Genomic DNA, 18,403 nt, shown 5'->3' with positions numbered 1-18,403 from the left:
ATGAGTGCGGAAGTTATACTCTAATCATCACGAAACTATCACAATGTGCTTTCGAGCAGTCATTCTACTCCAAAAAGCTTAAGAAATCAACTTGAGCGGAGTAAATCCTTGGTTGGATTATCTAAAAAATGTATATCCGCTTTTCTACCAGTAAGGTAGCAAAAGCAATGTAAGATCTATTAAACTTAAGAATTGAGGCCAAAATTCACCATATTTATTTTCCAAACTCCTAATTCTATGACTTTAAAAAGCGCATTGGTTCTATCCATTTTTATTTTGGCTTTTACAACTAAACTTCAGGCGCAGACTACATTAGACCAGGAACTGACTTCATCGATTAAAGAAATTTCAGACAACTCCTCGCGCTCAGAAGTCTTTTAGGTCAATGCTCCAGAAGGAGATTCTCTCTGTGCAATTTTTACAAACAACAATGAGGATCAAAGTTGGAATTATGATAATGAAGCATGGGTGATCACTAGGGAAATCTCAAATTTTGTCTGGAATTATTTCAATACCAGCCAGCCCTATTCTCAGCCAAAAAGCGCTAGTAAGTACTTGGTAGGATTAGCCTTATTAGGTAGGTTAAATCTCCGCTTTAGCCAATACTTCTATTTTGGTCTGCAGAAATCTTAAATTTTTCTCTTTTCCTTGTTGAAAAAATTTTGCGGCGTATTCCGTGTGATAATGGTGATTTATCATAAATTTTTCACTGTTTTTGAGCCAATCCAGCAGCTCAATAGAATTTCCACTTAACTGTTCAGTTTCCTTTTTTAGCAGTAAAGTTTGAGTATAACACTGATCAGAACTCAAATGATATAGATCAGCGTCGCAAATGATAGCCTCCATGAGATTATGAGGTTGCTGAGGGACTTTGGTCGCTAGGATAGCTCCGCAAATACGCTCAATCCCCTCCTCACTGACATCATACTGCTTCAAAAATTCTCTGGCAAATGCGGCCCCTCTCAATTCATGATCCATCGCGACCCCGTTCCAATAGCCTACATCATGTAACCAGCCGGCCAAAAACAACTCGTCTAACTGCTCCTGTTCTAAATTATAGTATACCCCGATTTCTTTCACCTTAGCTACAATGGATAAGGTGTGGTCTATATTATGGTAGCAAACGTCTGGATTTAATCGCTCGGCAAACAATTTTCTAATCGCCAGTTCAAAAGTATCGAGAAGTATATCCACAGGCTTTACAGTGATTTTTACAGATAAAAGAAAACTAATTTACTATTTATATTGAAATTTGAACATTTAAACAATTGAATTTTAGCAATTTAAAACAAACACTACTACAAACTGGAGGATTTTACCTACTTATCTTCTATAATATTACCTTTTTGGTTTTTGAAAATATCCCTAAAAATTTCCTTCGATTAAGTTTTTCAAATGTTTCACTAATTCACGAATTGTCAACGGATTAGCAAAATTCACAATGAAATTGAAACTGACTGCAACTTTCATTGAATAATCACTAATAAATTTCTCAAAAACAGCATATTATACGCTAATCTTCTGCGATTGGTCGGTAAGTGAGAAGTTATATATTTGCTCAATTAACAAATTCAAAATTAACAGTAAGATATACCCTATGGAACAAGCTTTAATTTATGGAGTCCCTGCGCTGGGACTGGTGGGCCTGATTGTGATGGCCATTAAATCCGCTTGGGTTACTAAGCAGGAAACAGGTGATAAAAACATGGTGGAACTCGCTGGATACATAGCTGACGGGGCCATGGCATTTTTGAAAGCAGAATGGAAAGTACTTTCCTACTTTGCGGTCATCGCAGTGATTCTTTTGGCCTGGCTGGGAATGTCAGTAGAGACTTCCAGTCCCGTGATCGCGATCTCCTTCCTGATTGGAGCGGTGTTCTCAGCTTTCGCAGGTTATATAGGAATGAATATAGCTACTAAGGCGAACGTGAGAACCACCCAAGCAGCCATGACAAGTTTGAAACACGCCCTGAAAGTATCATTTACCGGAGGTTCTGTCATGGGACTTGGTGTGGCAGGTTTGGCCGTATTAGGATTAGGTTCACTATTTATCTTATTCTATAACATGTATGTACAAAGTGTAGGTGCTGGCGTAAATGGGGTAGAAATGGAAAAAGCGCTTGAAGTACTGGCAGGCTTTTCTCTAGGAGCAGAATCAATTGCACTTTTTGCAAGAGTTGGCGGTGGTATTTATACCAAAGCGGCCGATGTAGGGGCGGATTTAGTAGGTAAAGTTGAAGCTGGCATTCCTGAAGATGATGTCAGAAATCCCGCAACCATTGCTGATAACGTAGGTGATAATGTAGGAGATGTGGCCGGAATGGGAGCCGATTTGTTTGGATCATATGTAGCCACTATCCTAGCGACTATGGTGCTGGGACGAGAGATAGTTTCAGTAGATAATTTTGGAGGAATTGCTCCTATCCTACTTCCAATGGTTTTGGCAGGATTGGGCATCGTATTCTCTATCATGGGAATGTTCTTTGTGACCATCAAAAATGACAAAGGTGATGTGCAACATGCCTTGAATATGGGAAACTGGTCATCTATAGTATTTACGGGTATTGCCTCTTTTTTTGTAGTGAAGTACATGCTTCCAGAGAACTTATCTATAAGGGGATATGACTTCACTAACATGGACGTGTTTTATGCAATTATCCTAGGTCTTGTGGTCGGAACTTTGATGAGCATCATTACAGAATACTATACTGCCATGGGCAAACGTCCAGTCAAGTCCATCATTAATCAGTCTGCAACCGGTCATGCGACAAACATCATCGCAGGTCTTGCTGTCGGCATGGAATCCACAGTTCTTCCGATTTTAGTTTTGGCAGGTGGAATCATGGGATCCTATGCATTTGCTGGTCTTTACGGGGTTGCGATTGCGGCCGCAGGAATGATGGCTACCACTGCCATGCAACTTGCTATTGATGCATTTGGGCCGATTGCAGATAACGCTGGTGGTATTGCAGAGATGAGCCAACTCCCAGAGGAAGTTCGGGAACGCACAGATATCCTGGATGCTGTGGGTAATACTACTGCAGCTTCGGGTAAAGGATTTGCAATTGCTTCGGCAGCATTGACATCCCTCGCACTTTTCGCTGCATTTGTGGGTGTAGCTGGTATTGATGCCATTGATATATTCAAAGCCCCAGTGTTGGCTGCGTTATTTGTAGGCGGGATGATTCCATATATTTTCTCCTCCCTTGCTATAGCAGCAGTAGGTAGAGCTGCGATGGATATGGTAAATGAAGTAAGGCGCCAGTTTAGAGAAATTCCAGGCATTATGGAATATAAGGCTAAGCCTGAATATGATAAATGTGTAGAGATTTCTACTAAAGCCTCGCTCCGTGAAATGCTTCTTCCAGGTGCCATTGCACTGATCACTCCTATTTTGGTAGGATTTGGCTTCCAAGGTGTATTTGAGCAAGTTTCCTCTGCAGAAATGCTTGGTGGCTTATTGGCTGGGGTGACAGTTTCAGGAGTTCTAATGGGGATGTTCCAGTCAAATGCCGGTGGAGCTTGGGATAATGCAAAGAAATCTTTTGAAAAAGGCGTGGAGATCGACGGTGAGATGTATTACAAAAAGTCTGAGCCGCATAAAGCGTCTGTGACCGGCGATACAGTAGGTGATCCTTTTAAGGACACTTCGGGGCCATCAATGAATATTTTGATCAAACTGATGTCCATCGTAGCCCTGATTATTGCGCCGCATATCAACCAAAGTCCACATGGCGGAATTATGACAGATAAAGTTGAGATCAAAAAAGAAATTCAGTATGAAGATGGAAAGAAAGTGGTAACAGAAACCATCAAAGAAATAAAGACGGTGGAGTAATCGCACTTATTTTCAAGGTTTAAAAAGACTGCCTTTTCTAGGCAGTCTTTTTTTTTAACCTGAGTCCTAACCACTTAGCTCATTCTTGCATGTATTCGGAATTTAATACGGCAGAAACACGCAAAAGCAAATTTTATTTGAGCTAAAATAAATTATTACGATTTCATTAAAAATCAGTCTCAAAAAATTGAAATAACCAATACATTATTCTTAATTTATGAAACAATGATTACTATAATGGCTGAATTACGGCTAAAATCTTGTCGATATTAATAAATCAGGTCTAATTATAGCCGAACATGACAAGTTTTAGAAGGTCAAAACTGCAACTAGGCTTATTATTAATAATAGTTTATTAGGCTTTTGATCATGTGCCACATGTACTACTAAACCATATAATGCTTGCAGTAATTTGCCAGATAAGATATTAAAACAACAAACAAATTTATTCACATAAAATAAACACAATGCACATGAAGAAAAACTACGCAATGACCTTGCTTTTTCTTTTGGGTTTTCTGGCTAACATACCGCTCTATGCACAGCAAACTGTAAAAGGGAAAGTAACCTCTCAGGCAGACGGCATGCCACTTCCGGGGGTAAGTATAGTTATTCAAGGTTCCTCCACAGGAACAGTGGCTGACCTGGATGGCAACTATTCCATCTCTGTACCAGGATCTGAATCAGTTCTGGTTTACTCCTTTATAGGATATACAACCCAACGAAAAATTGTAGGTAACGCTACTGAAATCAATATCGCTTTAGCTGAAGACGTCTCTCAACTGGGCGAAGTAGTAGTGACTGCACTTGGTATCACAAGAGATGAGCGATCCATAGGGTATGCTACTCAAGAGGTGACAGGCGAGAACCTGACCTACACTAAAGAGCAAAACGTCCTTGGCTCACTTTCTGGAAAAGTAGCAGGTGTTCAAGTTACTGGCTCTTCAGGAGCAAGTATGGGTGGTACACAAAAAATCAAAATCAGAGGGGTTAACTCTATTTCTGGTGGTGGAGAGCCTTTAATGGTAGTCGATGGTACTCCTATCTCCAATTCTAACTTCTCAGGTGCTTCTGGTCAGGATTACGGTAATCTGGGTCAAGATGTTAACCCTGAAGATATAGAAACAATCAACGTGTTGAAAGGCCCTGCTGCATCGGCGCTTTACGGAATCAGAGGCCAGTATGGTGTGATTATGATCACTACCAAAAAAGGTAAGAAAGGTTCAGACGTTAAAGTAGAATTGAGTTCAGCCGTTTTTGTGGACAAAGTAGCCAACCTGATGCCATACCAAGATATTTATGGTGGTGGTTCAAGCCAGACATGGAGAACACTACCTAATGGCGACAAGTATGTAGATATGCAGGTGGATGAAAGCTGGGGCCCTAAAATGGATGGTACTTTAGTAAGAGAAGTTATGAGCTTTTACCCTCAGGACCCAACTTATGGTCAGCTGACTCCTTTCGAAGCTCACCCAGACAATATCAAAGATTACTACGAAACTGGCACCAATGTAAACAATGGTGTAACAATTACTGGTGGTGGAGCCAACTCAAACTTCCGAGTTAGCTTAAATGACACACGGATTCAAGGTGTAGAACCTAATACTTCTTTAAAGAGAAACAACGTAGGTCTAGGACTTGGTGTAGACCTTACTAAGAAACTGAGAGTAACCACCAATATTAACTATGCAGCTAACAAGGGTCGTCGTCCACTGGACAAGGATCTGAAGATGGTTCTAGGTATTTGGGACAGTGGTTCCAACGATCATTGGATATGAATAGATTAAAGGACTACAAATATGATGATGGCACTTTCCTACACTGGAACCTAAGAAGACCGAGTTCTTCTACGGGAGAAGTCACAAACTTCAACCCTCTTTATTGGGCTAACCCTTATTTCTTGGCTTACGAAAACTACAGTGATGACAATAGAGATAGATTTTTTGGTGACGTAGGGCTGTCTTACCTAAATCACTCCAGAATTAAAGGTTAGTGGCTTTGTCAGATCTGACATGTATACTCAAAATATTAATTCTAGAGCTTCTTTTGGTGGAACTGGTAACCCTGGTATTCCGTAGGAAAATATCAGAACACAGAAATGAACTATGAATTTCTAGCCCAATATACCAAAACCTGGAACAAACTTTCTCTAGACGCAAACGTTGGTGGCAACTTCTATGATAGAAATTACTCCTACCTCTCGATGGCAACTGTAGGAGGACTTTCTTCTCCAGGATTCTATAATATCAATGCATCCATAGATCGTCCGTCAACAACATCGTATCAGCAGAAAAAGCAGATTAAAAGTGCTTATGCAATGGTTTCTTTAGGGTACAACAACACGTATTTTGTTGATGCTTCTATCAGGAATGATAATTCAAGCACCCTTCCTGTCGATAACAATTCTTACTGGTACCCTTCCATTTCTACTTCAGTTGTATTTAGTGAGTGGATAAAGTCTGATGTAATGACGCTCGGCAAACTAAGATTAAGTTATGCGCAAGCAGGATCAGATTTAAGCCCATATAGCACTACCTCCTATTTCAATGTTGGAAGTGTATATTCCGGATCTTCTACAGTAAATACTTTATCTGTTCCTGATAACTTGAACAATCCAAATATCAAACCTTCATTCGCTCATTCTTATGAAGCTGGAGTGGATTTCAAGTTTTATGAAGGGAGAGTAGGTCTATCTTTCACTTATTACAACCAGCGAAATGAGAATCAAATTCTAAATCTAGATGTATCTGGCACTAGTGGATATGGTTCTGCTACTATCAATGCTGGCGAAATAGTGAACAGAGGTCTTGAACTAGCAATTACTGCTACCCCATTCCGATCTCAGGATTTTAATTGGGACATGTCCTTCAACCTAAGTAGAAATAGGAATGAAGTTGTGGAACTTTACCCAGGAATAGATGTGTACCAATATGGAAGCACTACCTATTCTTCTACATCAAGCTACTTGAACTCTTATGTAGGCAAACCATTCGGTAGCCTTGTGGGACAAGCTTATCAGAGAGATGAAGCAACCGGGAAAATCCTCTTAGGCAGCAACAACTTACCCCTTTACACAGATGCAACGCATGATTTCGGAACAGTCCTTCCTGACTTCAATGGTGGATTCCAGAATGTATTGAATTACAAAAACTTCCAATTGGCAGCCATGATTGATTTCCAAGCTGGAGGTCAGTTCTTCTCAAGATCGAAAATGCTAGCAGTAAGAACTGGATTGGATCCACTTTCGGCTGCGACCAATGACAATGGAATGAATGTAAGGGATCCACTTGCAGATGGTGGTGGAGTGAAAGTAGAAGGTATTTCTGCTGAAACAGGTGAAGAAGTGACTGCCTATGTAGACGCCAAAGCATATTATGGTGTAGTGGCTAGAAGAATCTACGAAGATTGGTTATATGATGCTTCATTTATCAGATTGAGAGAAGTTAGCTTAAGTTATAATTTCAACAAAGCTCAATTCGCTAAACTTCCGGTAGAAAATGTAAGGCTAGCCCTAGTTGGTAGAAACTTGGCGATGCTATTCCAAAATGCTCCAAAAGGAATCAACCCAGCTGAGCTTTCTACTGGATCTCAAGCAATCGGCTGGTATGAATCAGGACAATTACCAAGTGTACGTTCTTTTGGTTTCAATCTTAACGTTACTTTCTAATTACAGAACACATGAAAAAGATTAATATAATGATCGTTTCAGCGCTACTGTTGGTAGGCTGTAACAATTTCGATGATGAAATAAACATCAATCCAAACGTGCCTAGCCAAGCATCTGGTACGCAATTGATTGCTAATGCCATGCTATCACTCTCTGGGCTTAGTTCCTCCCCTCAAGGTGAATTCATGTCACAGTACCTAAGCGAAACTCAGTATGTGAATGCTTCTCTATATCCCCAGTCTTCTACAAGCTTCTATGGCTGGTATCAGGGACCATTGATGAACTTGGAAACTGTCCTAAATGCTGATGATCTAAGCGGTGTAGAAGGCCCAGTAGCCAATCAACTTGCAGTAGCAAAAATCCTGAAATCCTATTACATGTGGCAACTTACGGATAGATGGGGAGATATTCCTTACTCTCAAGCTTTGATGGGTGCGGATAACTTCACTCCTGCATATGACACTCAGGAATCTATCTATATGGATATATTCTCCGTATTGGATGAAGCTACAAGCCAGATTGTTTCCGGATCTATCACTAATGACATCATCTATAACGGTGATATGACTAAGTGGAAAACCTTCGCTAATACACTTAAAATGCTAATGGCGCTGCGCCTTTCTGAAGTCAACCCTACGCTCGGTAAAGAAAAATTTGCAGCAGCTATGCAAGCAGGTGTAATGACTTCAAATGCGGGTAGTTTTGTTTTCAAACACCTAGAAGACGCCAACAATCAAAATTACTGGTACAGTCAGATAAATCTTTCTGGAAGAGAATGGTGGGCTATCAGTGCTACATTAATGGATAAAATGAAGCCAGTAGGCGACCCACGTTTGATGGTTTATGCGAACGCAAACAGAACCGACGGCGACTACACAGGATTAGTTTTTGGCGAAACAGTGGATATTGATACTGAAAAATATGCACTTCTTGGAGATGCAATACATACTCAAGATGCTCCAGTTTATCTTGTGACTTATGCTCAAGTATTATTTGCGCAAGCCGAAGCAGCTAAGCTTGGCTGGATTTCCGGTGGTGATGCAACTGCTGAAGAAAAATACAACCTAGCGATAGAAGCATCCATGAATCAATGGGGTGCTGACACAAGCAACTTGGAAGATTTCATGGCTCAACCGGAAATCGCCTACTCAGCAGATATGGCTATAGAGCAGATCGCTACACAGCGATGGGTGCACTTATTTATGCATGGCTATGAAGGATGGGCTGAATATCGTAGAACTGGCTACCCAAATAATATGGTAGCACCAGGCGGAGCTGAAGTTCCAAAAAGACAGATCTACATCGAAACAGAGCAATTCAACAACACTGAAAACTACAATGAAGCTGTGCAAAGACAATTCGGAGGTCCTGAAAGTCTTTACGGAAATGTGTGGTGGGACGTTAATTAATTAGAATTTGACTATAAAAAAATCTCCTGAGGTACTCAGGAGATTTTTTTTGCTTAATTATGAATACTATGAGAAACAAACTATTATTTATTCTCCTGATATGCTCCTCCTGCACAGTTCAGCGCATCAATAAGTCACTCAGCAAATCTGATGTCTTTAATAAAGGCCATCTTGGTTTTATGCTTGTGGACCCAGTAAAAGATAAAATCCTGGTGGATATTAACTCAGACAAGTATTTTATCCCTGCATCTAACACCAAGCTTTTTACCTTTTACACTTCCTACACAGTTTTGGGTGACAGTTTGGTGAATGGTTTGAATTACTTGGAAAAGGGTGATTCCCTTATCTTTTGGGGAACAGGTGATCCCAGTTTGCTTCATCCAGATTTAAAAAACACCAAGGTGATAGATTTCCTGAAAAATCAGGAAAAGAAATTATACCTGCTTGATAATTTTGATCAAGTAGATGCTTTTGGATCAGGCTGGTCTTGGGACTGGTATAATGCCTATTATGCTGCTGAACGATCTGCTTTGCCTGTATATGGAGACATTGTTCGCTTCGCAAAAAGCGAAGGGGATTCAGCATTTACTATATACCCACCTCGTCTTCGAATCCGCAATGGAACTAACAGAACCACGAGGAAATTCAAGCTCAAGCTTTCGAAGAGACCATCTGGAAAACAAGTTCTCCTACTTCGTGACTGCAGATGCAACAGAGAAAAGATTTGAAACTGATATTCCTTTTATTACCTCTGTAGATTTTGCAGCTCAATTACTTTCAGAAGAAGTTGGCAAGAAAATTACGGTCATTACTAATAGCAACTACTTTGCCGAAGAACCGAAGAAATTACTTACCGCAGCAGCCGATAGCATCTACTCCCAGATGATGAAAATCTCTGACAATTTCTTAGCTGAGCAACTTTTGCTTTTGGTATCTGATCAATTGGACAATAAACTCAGTACGGCTGATGCTATTGCTTATGCAAAGGAAAACCTATTAGCAGACTTGCCTGATGAGCCTATTTGGGTGGATGGCTCTGGCCTTTCTTCCAAAAACATGTTTACTCCAAGGAGCATTATCGCTTTGCTAGCCAAGATTAGATCAGAAGTTCCAATGGAAAAAATAATGGCATATTTCCCAGCAGGTGGAGAATCTGGGACGATCCGAAACTACTACCATTCAGATGAAGGCCAGCCTCCCTACATCTACGCCAAAACCGGCACGTTATCAATGAGTAATGCGCTTAGTGGCTATCTGATTACAAAAAGTGGCAACATCTTGCACTTCTCTTGCCTGATGAATAACTACGCCATTTCGGGCAGTGAATTAAAAACCGAACTGACCAAAGTATTATACTATATCCATGATAAATATTGAGTTACACTAACCCATGAAAACTTCTTTTCCCTTTGCTCCCATCTTGAAAAAATGCTCCAACTGAAAGGTATTCACCATATTGCAATTATCTGTTCTGATTATGAACGTTCTAAAAATTTCTATACTGAAGTTCTTGGTCTTCAAATAATTCGGGAAGAATATCGAAAAGAAAGAAATTCGTACAAATTAGATTTAAGTTTAAATGGACTGTATGTAATCGAACTATTCTCTTTCCCATCACCTCCATCCCGAATATCAAGACCGGAAGCTTCAGGTCTAAGGCATTTAGCTTTTGCAGTAGCAAATCTTGAGGAATCCATAAGGGAACTGAGGAAACATCAAGTCCATGTAGAGCCCATCCGGGTAGATGAAGCCACAAACAAACGGTTTACATTTATCGCAGATCCTGATAATCTGCCTATAGAGTTATATGAAGTGTAGCTTCAGATTGAAAACAAAAAAACCCGAGGAAGTTTCCTCGGGTTTTTAAGTGAATGGCTAATCCTTAAGAAGGATTCTGTACCATATTTTCATTAGCATTCAATTCGTCAATTGGAATTTGCCATTGCCAAGCGTTAGTGCCAGCAGCTTCAGTGTATTTTCCGTTGATTACAGACTCTACAAAGTTAGCTCCAGTTCTATCCAAAGGAAGATTTAATCTCTTAAGGTCATAGAATCTAAATCCTTCACCCCAAAGTTCGATTCTTCTCTGAACCATGATTTCTTCGATTAGCGCATCACCTGTATTAGATGACATAGTATATTCCGGATCTCTCTCCGAAACAAAATCATACAAAACCTGCGCAGCCTGAGAATCATTTCCTCCTCTAGCTAAAGCTTCTGCTTCAGTCAAATACATTTCAGCAGATCTCATGTAAGGGACATCACCTACAGAAGATGCATTACCCTGAGCAAGAAACTTACGGTTCATGTAGTCTTTTTTCGTGAAACTAGACAGCGTAACTTCATCTATGAAAGGATCTCTCAAAGCAGGGTCGGAAGCATTAGGATCCCAAAGCCCTTTTCTGTAATCTGAATCAGGAATCATATCATAAAGTGAAGAATTGATCGCCTTTGGATTTGATCTAATGTTAGTAGAAGAGAAGTTTAGAGACATATACGCAAAGAATGATGCAAAGAAAGTCTGCTGATCATCTTGCTGAAAACTGCCCCAGATCCACTCTGAATTATTCACATTGTTGAATCCTTCATAAAGAGCAGATTCGGACATTAGGTCAAAGCCTTCACGAGCTTCACTAGCCAACTGAGCTGCAGAAGAGTAATCCTCTTTGATCATTGCTACACGAGCTTGGATACCTTTTACTACATTAATATTCAGGTGAGACTTAGCATTTCTAGTCCCTCCAAGTGGTGCCAATAAGCTTTCCGCTGCAGCCAAATCTTCAGTAATCTGTGCGTAAACTTCTCCGACGGTATTTCTAGCACCACCTTCAGTGATAGGCTCTATAACGATAGGTACTCCCAACTGGGAATTAGCTCCAGATGCATCATAGCGCTCTGCAAATAATTGCACAAGATTAAAATGAGCCCAAGCTCTGTAGGCCAAAGCCTGACCTTTGATTTCATCTCTTTCTCCCTGAGTACCTTCAGCATCATCAATGTTAGCGATAATCATGTTTGCATTACCGATTACCTTATAGTAATACCTCCACACGAAACGCACATCACCTGCATTTTCATTTGAGTGAGTCAACCATCTACCCATTGACACAAACCAGCCATTACCAGTAGTAGTAAATACCACATCATCAGACATCACGTCACGCATGATCATCACGCCGCTTTCTGCAGGCTGCCCTTGGCTATCAAAACGTAACAAAAGCATTCTATGAATACCATTCAAGGCAGTCATCGCATTCTTAGTAGTCGTAAAGACCAATTCCTCCGGAACAGCATCTGTAGGAAGCGTTTCCAGATAATCATCAGCACAGCTAGTGGTTACTAGAAGTGCTGCTGCTATAAATAATTTATTTATATGTTTTTTCATCATCATTCTAAATTACAGGTTCAAATTAAGTCCCAAGGTGAATGATCTTGCTGGAGTATAGGTATTCGAAGTTGTACCATTGAAAGTACCCGACACATACATACCTTTTCTAGAAGATACCCATCCAAGATTTTCACCAGCTAGATAAACCGTAGCATGCTTAACCTTTATTCTATTCAAAAATGCTTTTGGAACAGTGTAAGAAAGGTTCACAGAACGGAAATTCAAATAAGAAGCTGAAGTCAACCAACGATCAGATGCTACATTAGTATCAGCAGCTCCAGTTACGTCCATTTTAGGTACATCTGTGATATCACCTGGCTGTTGCCATCTGTTAAGTATATCAGTATGCAATGCACCACCTTCAGTAGCCGCATCCATCAATCCACCGTAGATTCCATCATAGATATCTCCACCTACAGAGAAGCTCATCAAAACACTTAGAGAAAAACCTTTGTATGTGAAGGTGTTAGTCAAACCACCGAAGAAGTCAGGAATCGCGCTTCCAGCATAATGGAATCTCGCATTTCCTTGGTCCACTGTAAGGGTATCTGAACCGATTATTCTAATATCGGCGTCATCTTCAGCATACTCATCAGCACGGAATAATCCGTCACCAGTTGCAGGATCTACGCCATTTACCAGCTCGAACCAGAAATCATAGATAGAGCTACCAACTTCATACTTTTTCGTACCATTGATTTGATCTTCAAAAGGAAGCTTCTTGAATTCGTTATCAAAAGTTGAAACATTCAAGCCTACATTCCATGTGAAATCACTTGCTCTAACCACATCACCAGAGATGCTGAACTCAATACCTTGATTGCTCATTGTACCAATGTTTTGGATTCTGCTAGACAAGCCAGTTGTTAAAGACAAAGGAACTTCAAATAATAAGTTTTCAGAAACTCTATTGAAATACTCAATAGTACCCTGGAATCTATTGCCAAAAGCAAAATCAAATCCTATATCAAAGGTATTATTAGACTCCCATACGAGTTCTCTCGCAGATAAGGAAGATTGCAAGATTCCTCGGCTTCAGGTCCGTTATTGTTCCCAAGGTCATAAAGTGCCTGCCACGGATAATATCCATCAACATTATTATTACCTACCTGACCATAAGAGGCTCTTAATTTTAACAACTGAATAAAGTCAGAGTTGAAGAAATTCTCCTGATCAATAGTCCAAGCACCACCTACAGAGAAGAAGTTACCCCATCTTACATCTTTGTAAAACCTGGAAGAACCATCTCTTCTGAATGAAGCAGACAAAGAGTACTTATCATCATAAACATAGTTTACTCTGCTGAAGTAAGATTCAATTCTATCAACGTCAGTTCTACCAGTAGCAGAGTTAATCGTCACGAAGTTGTCTGGCTCAATATTACCGTCCAAAATCTGATCTTGCTTAGATAGATACTGTCTTACTTGCTGGTAATTGTAATTCTCATGTCCAACTAAAGCTTCTACGAAATGCTTCTCCTGGAAAACTTTGGAGTAAGACAAAATTTGGTTGAAAGTAAGAGAGTTTGTTCTATAGTTTCCTCTGTTAGTTCTACCAGCTGGAGCACCATCACCTACGATTTGGTTATCATAACCCACTTCCAATAAGGAAGTCATATCTGTAGATATATTAGTTCTAATGGTAAAATTCTTTAGAAATTTCGCTTCTACATATGCTCTACCTGAAATGACATCTCTGTCGAAGGAATCAACATTTAGTAAGGTTTCTTGTACTGCGTGACGACCTGCTGAAGCGTCTGAACCTCTACTAGGAAGCCCTAGCTCAGATAAGTTACCAGTATCGAAGATTTTATTACCATTCTCATCAAGAATAAAACCACCAGTTTGCATGTTCTGAGCATATACCGGGTAGATTGGACCTATATTTCTAGCAAAGAAGAAAGGATTTACATAACTAGAGCTACCAGTAGATCTAGAGTTATTTCCTTCACTCATTGTAGCAGAAAGGTTCAAACCAGTCTTCAACCACTTAGTAGCTTGCGTATTAACATTCACACGACCAGTAAATCTTTCGATATCAGATTGAATGACGAATCCTTTTTCATTCAAATAGTTGAAAGAAGTATAGAAATCCGTCTTTTCTGATCCTCCGGAGTAGGTTAAGTTGTACTCTTTTCTGTCACCCCTTCTCTGTAGTTCGTCAAACCAATCAAGTCCTTCAAAGTTATTTACCGCATTTGGATTCAAAGTTCCGTCTAATCCAACTACCTGATCATTTGGTACATTATAAATATTATACTTAAGAACGTTGTCGATCAAATTGGTAGAAGCATATTGTGCAGGCATCAGCCGCTGATTGACCAGCGCCTAGTCTACTGTTGCTCGAAAGACTCCCATACCAAAGGATAGTACTGATCAGGATTCACACGGTTCATACTCAGGAAGTGCTCTTTCCTGAAAAATCCTTGCTGAATCTTCAAGTTGAATGTAGGTTGATTTCTCTCTTACCAGTTTTGGTAGTAATCATAATTACACCGTTCGCAGCTCTAGCACCGTATAATGCAGAAGAAGATGCATCCTTTAGGATAGTCATATCCTCGATATCAGATGGGTTTAGGTTAGAAAGATCTCCGTCATAAGGAACTCCATCTACCACATAAAGTGGAGAAGAGGAAGAGTTCACAGAACCTACACCACGAATCCTAACTGCTGGAGTTGCACCTGGCTGACCAGAAGCAGAAGTAGTGATTACACCTGGAGCTTGTCCTTCTATCGCGTTTACTACGTTGTTTATAGGGCGATCCGCAATTTTGTCACCTTTCAGGGAAACCGCAGAACCAGTAAAGTTACCCTTGTCCATAGTACCACCATAAGCAGTAATAATTACTTCGTCAAGACTTTGAGCATCTGGAGACAAGGTCACATTGATCTCAGATCTATTACCTATAACCTCTTCTTTACTCAAATAACCTATGTAGCTAAACACCAAAGTGGTAGCACCGTCAGGCACTTGTAAAGTATAACTACCGTCTAAATCGGTAATAACACCTGTACCAGTTCCTTTAACCAAAATGTTGACTCCAATGAGTCCTTCCGGCTCTTCTTCTGAAATCACCCTCCCAGTGATGGTACGCTGCTGCGCAAACACCGAGCTGGAGATCAGTAATCCAAAGAGCATACTGAGTAACGCTTTTTTCATAAAGTTTAATTAATTGTTTACACTGACAGCCTCACCTTGAAGCTGCTTATTTAATTTAATCGAAATTTTGTAGTGGTTTATTTTTTAAAGCAGAAGTCCGAGAAATCACAATTTTCTGATAGCTAAAAATCAAGTATCTACCGCTGAAACTATTTCTCATAATCTTTCATTTGGTGCGTCAAATTTTAAATGGGAAAAAATAGAAAAAACCATATTTTCAAAATCGGACACTTTTATTACTATATATCTGGGTTCTAAGAAGGCAAATTTAACCTGATTTATGATTTTATATTCAACTTTTGTCAAAAAAACATCCATTTTTTGAAAAGCATAATATTCACTATTCAGAATAGTCCATTTTGACCTAGCCTTTTTTACGAGATTAAGAAGAATAAAACCTCACCTATCCCCTTTGTAGAATAGGAATAAGTGAGATTTTAAATCAGCCCTTAATGGCTACAAATCTGTTTTTTCTATTTGATTTTTATTCTTCACGTATTTCTCTAGCCAGTTATCCATTTCCCACAGCATATGGTTAATTGATTCCTTAGCTGCGTATCCATGACTCTCATTTGGTAGAAATACAAGTCGTGCAGTGGCACCATGACCTTTAGTGCATTGTAATATCGCTCAGATTGTATAGGAAAGGTTCCTGAATTATTATCTGCCTGACCATGAAGAAGCAGTATCGGAGTTTCTACTTTATGTGCAAAGGAGAAAGGAGACATATTGAAATATACCTCTGGGGCTTCCCAATACGTTCTTTGCTCATACTGAAACCCAAATGGCGTCAATGTCCTGTTGTATGCGCCACTTCTAGCAATTCCCGCCGCAAATAAATTGGTATGTGAAAGCAAATTTGCAGTCATAAATGCCCCATAAGAGTGGCCACCGACTGCAATTCTATCTCTGTCACCTATCCCCAAGTCCACGATTTCATCTATGGCCGCTTCCGCATTAGCAACAAGCTGATCAATAAAATAATCGTTAGGCTCTTTATCCCCTTCACCTACGATTGGCATTTCGGTTCTGTCCATGATCGCATAGCCTCGAGTCACCCAGAAAAGAGGTGATCCAGAACTTACCCTCGTAAAGGAATATTGCGAGCCTCTTACTTGAGCTGCTACTTCTTTGGATTTGTATTCCCTTGGATAAGCCCACATTAATACTGGCAAGGGAGCATCTTTCCCTGGCTCAAAACCCTCAGGGGTATAAATCACAGCAGAAAGATTCAACCCATCATTTCTTTTATAAGTGACCAGCTGTTTTTGTATTCCCTTGATTGATTCATAAGGGTTGTCAAAGTTGGTCAGTTGACGCGGAGCTATTCGCTTTTTGGTATTGACTAACCAATAATTAGGTTGAATATCAGTGCTCTCCTTAATAGTAATAAATTCTGAAGCATCATCATTTAACACCTTGGTGACTCTTTCATAAAATGGAGCTTGTGATCTCCAAAGGATCTTCTCCTCTTTTGTTTTGGTATTGAAAGTTGATAAATAAGGCATATCTCCTTCTGGCGATCCTCCTGGGCTTGTCATATAAACTAAGTCACCTTTGCGAAGCATTACATTTTCCCCAAATTCATTTTCCACCATCACTGGATCACCCGGATCATTGTATAAATCATCAGATGAACGCTCTATGATCACCTGCTTTGGCTGGGAAGGATCTGAAGGATTAATGATTGATCGCTTATCCATTCTAGTTCTCGACCAGCGCTCACCCATAATAGCAAAAGAATCATCGGACCAAATTATACCTCCGAATCTATAAGGGGTAGTTGCCAGTTTTTGCTTTGCACCAGCAAATGGTACAGCCAACGTGTAAATAATCTCACGCACTTCTACCTCTACCCGTGCATCCCCACCGTCCTGGGCTTCCACCCAATACAGCATGGCAGGCTTATCCGCTCTCCAATTGATATTTCTAGGACCTGTAACTGTAGCATCAAAACCAGTCGGTCTATTTTCATCCAAAGGAATCTGTGCCAAAGCTTTCACTTTCCTACCATCTATAGACCAAATTTCCACATCATATGGAAATCTACTCGCTGGCACCAAATATGAAAATGGCTTCTTAATCAAATCCACCATAATATAGTTTCCATCTGGAGAAAGATCCATTGATTTGATCATTCCAGACGGACCAATAGGTGTTTTATTCCCTTCCAAGTCAATCTTCATCAACTGAGAATCCATGAAATAGGCAAAAAGCGCTTCATCATAAGAATTCTCCAACAAATCCTGATAAGTTCTGCTCGGAGCTGCATCGCCGGTAGTCTCCTGAATAATCGGACCCGCTGGGGCTGCGGGTCTCTTTGGAATCTCTCCTCGGGTTGGATTTACTGCTTTTACTAGCAATTTATTATCTGGAGTCCAAGCAACTGGATTTCCATAGACATCATTGATGATCTTATCAGTAAGCTTTTTCGCGGAAAAGGTATTCAAATCGACAAGCCATAAACTTATACCATCAGCATCAGTCTGAATGAAGCTCATGTACTTTTCGTCATGAGAAAAGCTCATTCCGCCCATATTTGGCATGGAAGGCAATCCTGTAATCTGAATCTCCTCTCCTGATTGAGTTTTCTTAATTTTGATATTCTCTACACCTATTTGGCGGCTTGGGCCAGATGTGGCAGGATTAATTCTCATTCCAGCTATTTTTAATTCTGGTTGAGAAAGCGTCTCTATACTTGGATTATCTGAACGCTCCATGAGCAGCATCCATTCCCCATTTTTGCTCCATCTTACTGAAGGCGTACTTGGCGCATTGACCAAGTCAGCTATTGCTTTGGGAGGAGTTTGATATGTGCTCTGCCCAAACAGTTCTACCCCTTGGAATCCGAGGAAAATAACTAAAGCAAAGATTTTAGTAGCTCTTATTTTCATATTGTTATATTTTGGTTAGTGAAAAGTACCATAAACAAACCAAAGCCA

13 protein-coding genes and 1 pseudogene are annotated in these 18,403 nt (G+C 40.1%); 8 read left to right on the top strand and 6 right to left on the bottom strand.

The window, feature by feature from the left end; translation table 11 throughout:
• Positions 1-582 precede the first annotated feature (582 nt).
• The gene (locus AC0L6R_RS19090) at positions 583-1,194 is read right to left on the bottom strand and encodes an HD domain-containing protein (RefSeq protein WP_473272665.1); all 612 of its coding nucleotides are present in this window, start codon (positions 1,192-1,194) and stop codon (positions 583-585) included.
• A 403-nt stretch (positions 1,195-1,597) separates the two neighbouring features.
• Here AC0L6R_RS19090 and AC0L6R_RS19085 point away from each other — a divergent pair, with 403 nt between their 5' ends.
• The 8 genes from AC0L6R_RS19085 (at position 1,598) to gloA2 (ending at position 10,732) form a co-directional block, all read left to right on the top strand.
• Positions 1,598-3,838: a sodium-translocating pyrophosphatase gene (locus AC0L6R_RS19085; RefSeq protein ID WP_473272664.1), complete on the top strand. Its 2,241-nt coding sequence runs from the start codon at positions 1,598-1,600 to the stop codon at positions 3,836-3,838.
• Positions 3,839-4,311: 473 nt separating this feature from the next.
• Positions 4,312-5,616, top strand: coding sequence for a carboxypeptidase-like regulatory domain-containing protein (locus AC0L6R_RS19080; RefSeq protein WP_473272663.1), 1,305 nt, complete (start codon positions 4,312-4,314; stop codon positions 5,614-5,616).
• Positions 5,613-5,831 (top strand): hypothetical protein, encoded by a 219-nt coding sequence (locus AC0L6R_RS19075; RefSeq protein ID WP_473272662.1) that lies wholly within the window; start codon positions 5,613-5,615, stop codon positions 5,829-5,831. The genes AC0L6R_RS19080 and AC0L6R_RS19075 overlap by 4 nt, the downstream gene beginning before the upstream one ends.
• Positions 5,832-5,936: 105 nt before the next feature.
• Positions 5,937-7,505 (top strand): TonB-dependent receptor domain-containing protein, encoded by a 1,569-nt coding sequence (locus AC0L6R_RS19070; RefSeq protein ID WP_473272661.1) that lies wholly within the window; start codon positions 5,937-5,939, stop codon positions 7,503-7,505.
• 11 nt (positions 7,506-7,516) lie between these two features.
• Entirely contained in the window at positions 7,517-8,914 is a 1,398-nt protein-coding gene (locus tag AC0L6R_RS19065; RefSeq protein WP_473272660.1) for a SusD/RagB family nutrient-binding outer membrane lipoprotein, read from the top strand.
• 68 nt (positions 8,915-8,982) lie between these two features.
• Complete coding sequence (locus tag AC0L6R_RS19060; RefSeq protein WP_473272659.1) at positions 8,983-9,642, top strand: D-alanyl-D-alanine carboxypeptidase; 660 nt, start codon at positions 8,983-8,985, stop codon at positions 9,640-9,642.
• Positions 9,611-10,291, top strand: a complete 681-nt coding sequence (locus AC0L6R_RS19055) for a D-alanyl-D-alanine carboxypeptidase (protein ID WP_473272658.1) — start codon at positions 9,611-9,613, stop codon at positions 10,289-10,291. Before AC0L6R_RS19060 ends, AC0L6R_RS19055 begins: the two co-directional genes overlap by 32 nt.
• Before the next feature lie 51 nt (positions 10,292-10,342).
• On the top strand, positions 10,343-10,732 hold the full coding sequence (gene gloA2, locus AC0L6R_RS19050) for an SMU1112c/YaeR family gloxylase I-like metalloprotein (RefSeq protein ID WP_473272657.1): 390 nt from the start codon (positions 10,343-10,345) through the stop codon (positions 10,730-10,732).
• A gap of 64 nt (positions 10,733-10,796) precedes the next feature.
• On the opposite strand, the gene AC0L6R_RS19045 is transcribed toward gloA2, so the two are convergent.
• The 5 genes and pseudogenes from AC0L6R_RS19045 to AC0L6R_RS19025 all read right to left on the bottom strand — a co-directional run bounded on the left by AC0L6R_RS19045 (position 10,797) and on the right by AC0L6R_RS19025 (position 18,355).
• A complete protein-coding gene (locus tag AC0L6R_RS19045; protein ID WP_473272656.1) occupies positions 10,797-12,299 on the bottom strand; it encodes a RagB/SusD family nutrient uptake outer membrane protein in 1,503 nt (500 codons plus the stop codon).
• Between the two features lie 12 nt (positions 12,300-12,311).
• Positions 12,312-13,325 (bottom strand): TonB-dependent receptor domain-containing protein, encoded by a 1,014-nt coding sequence (locus AC0L6R_RS19040; protein ID WP_473272655.1) that lies wholly within the window; start codon positions 13,323-13,325, stop codon positions 12,312-12,314.
• The gene (locus tag AC0L6R_RS19035) at positions 13,265-14,608 is read right to left on the bottom strand and encodes a SusC/RagA family TonB-linked outer membrane protein (protein ID WP_473272654.1); all 1,344 of its coding nucleotides are present in this window, start codon (positions 14,606-14,608) and stop codon (positions 13,265-13,267) included. The genes AC0L6R_RS19040 and AC0L6R_RS19035 overlap by 61 nt, the downstream gene beginning before the upstream one ends.
• A gap of 130 nt (positions 14,609-14,738) precedes the next feature.
• The gene (locus tag AC0L6R_RS19030) at positions 14,739-15,461 is read right to left on the bottom strand and encodes a carboxypeptidase-like regulatory domain-containing protein (RefSeq protein ID WP_473272653.1); all 723 of its coding nucleotides are present in this window, start codon (positions 15,459-15,461) and stop codon (positions 14,739-14,741) included.
• A 456-nt stretch (positions 15,462-15,917) separates the two neighbouring features.
• Positions 15,918-18,355: pseudogene (locus tag AC0L6R_RS19025) on the bottom strand (S9 family peptidase).
• Positions 18,356-18,403 lie beyond the last annotated feature (48 nt).

The organism is Algoriphagus sp. 10J20-15, from assembly GCF_055809615.1.
The sequence above is the reverse complement of the archived record's forward strand: the minus strand, read 5'-3'. Positions and strand labels throughout refer to the sequence as shown.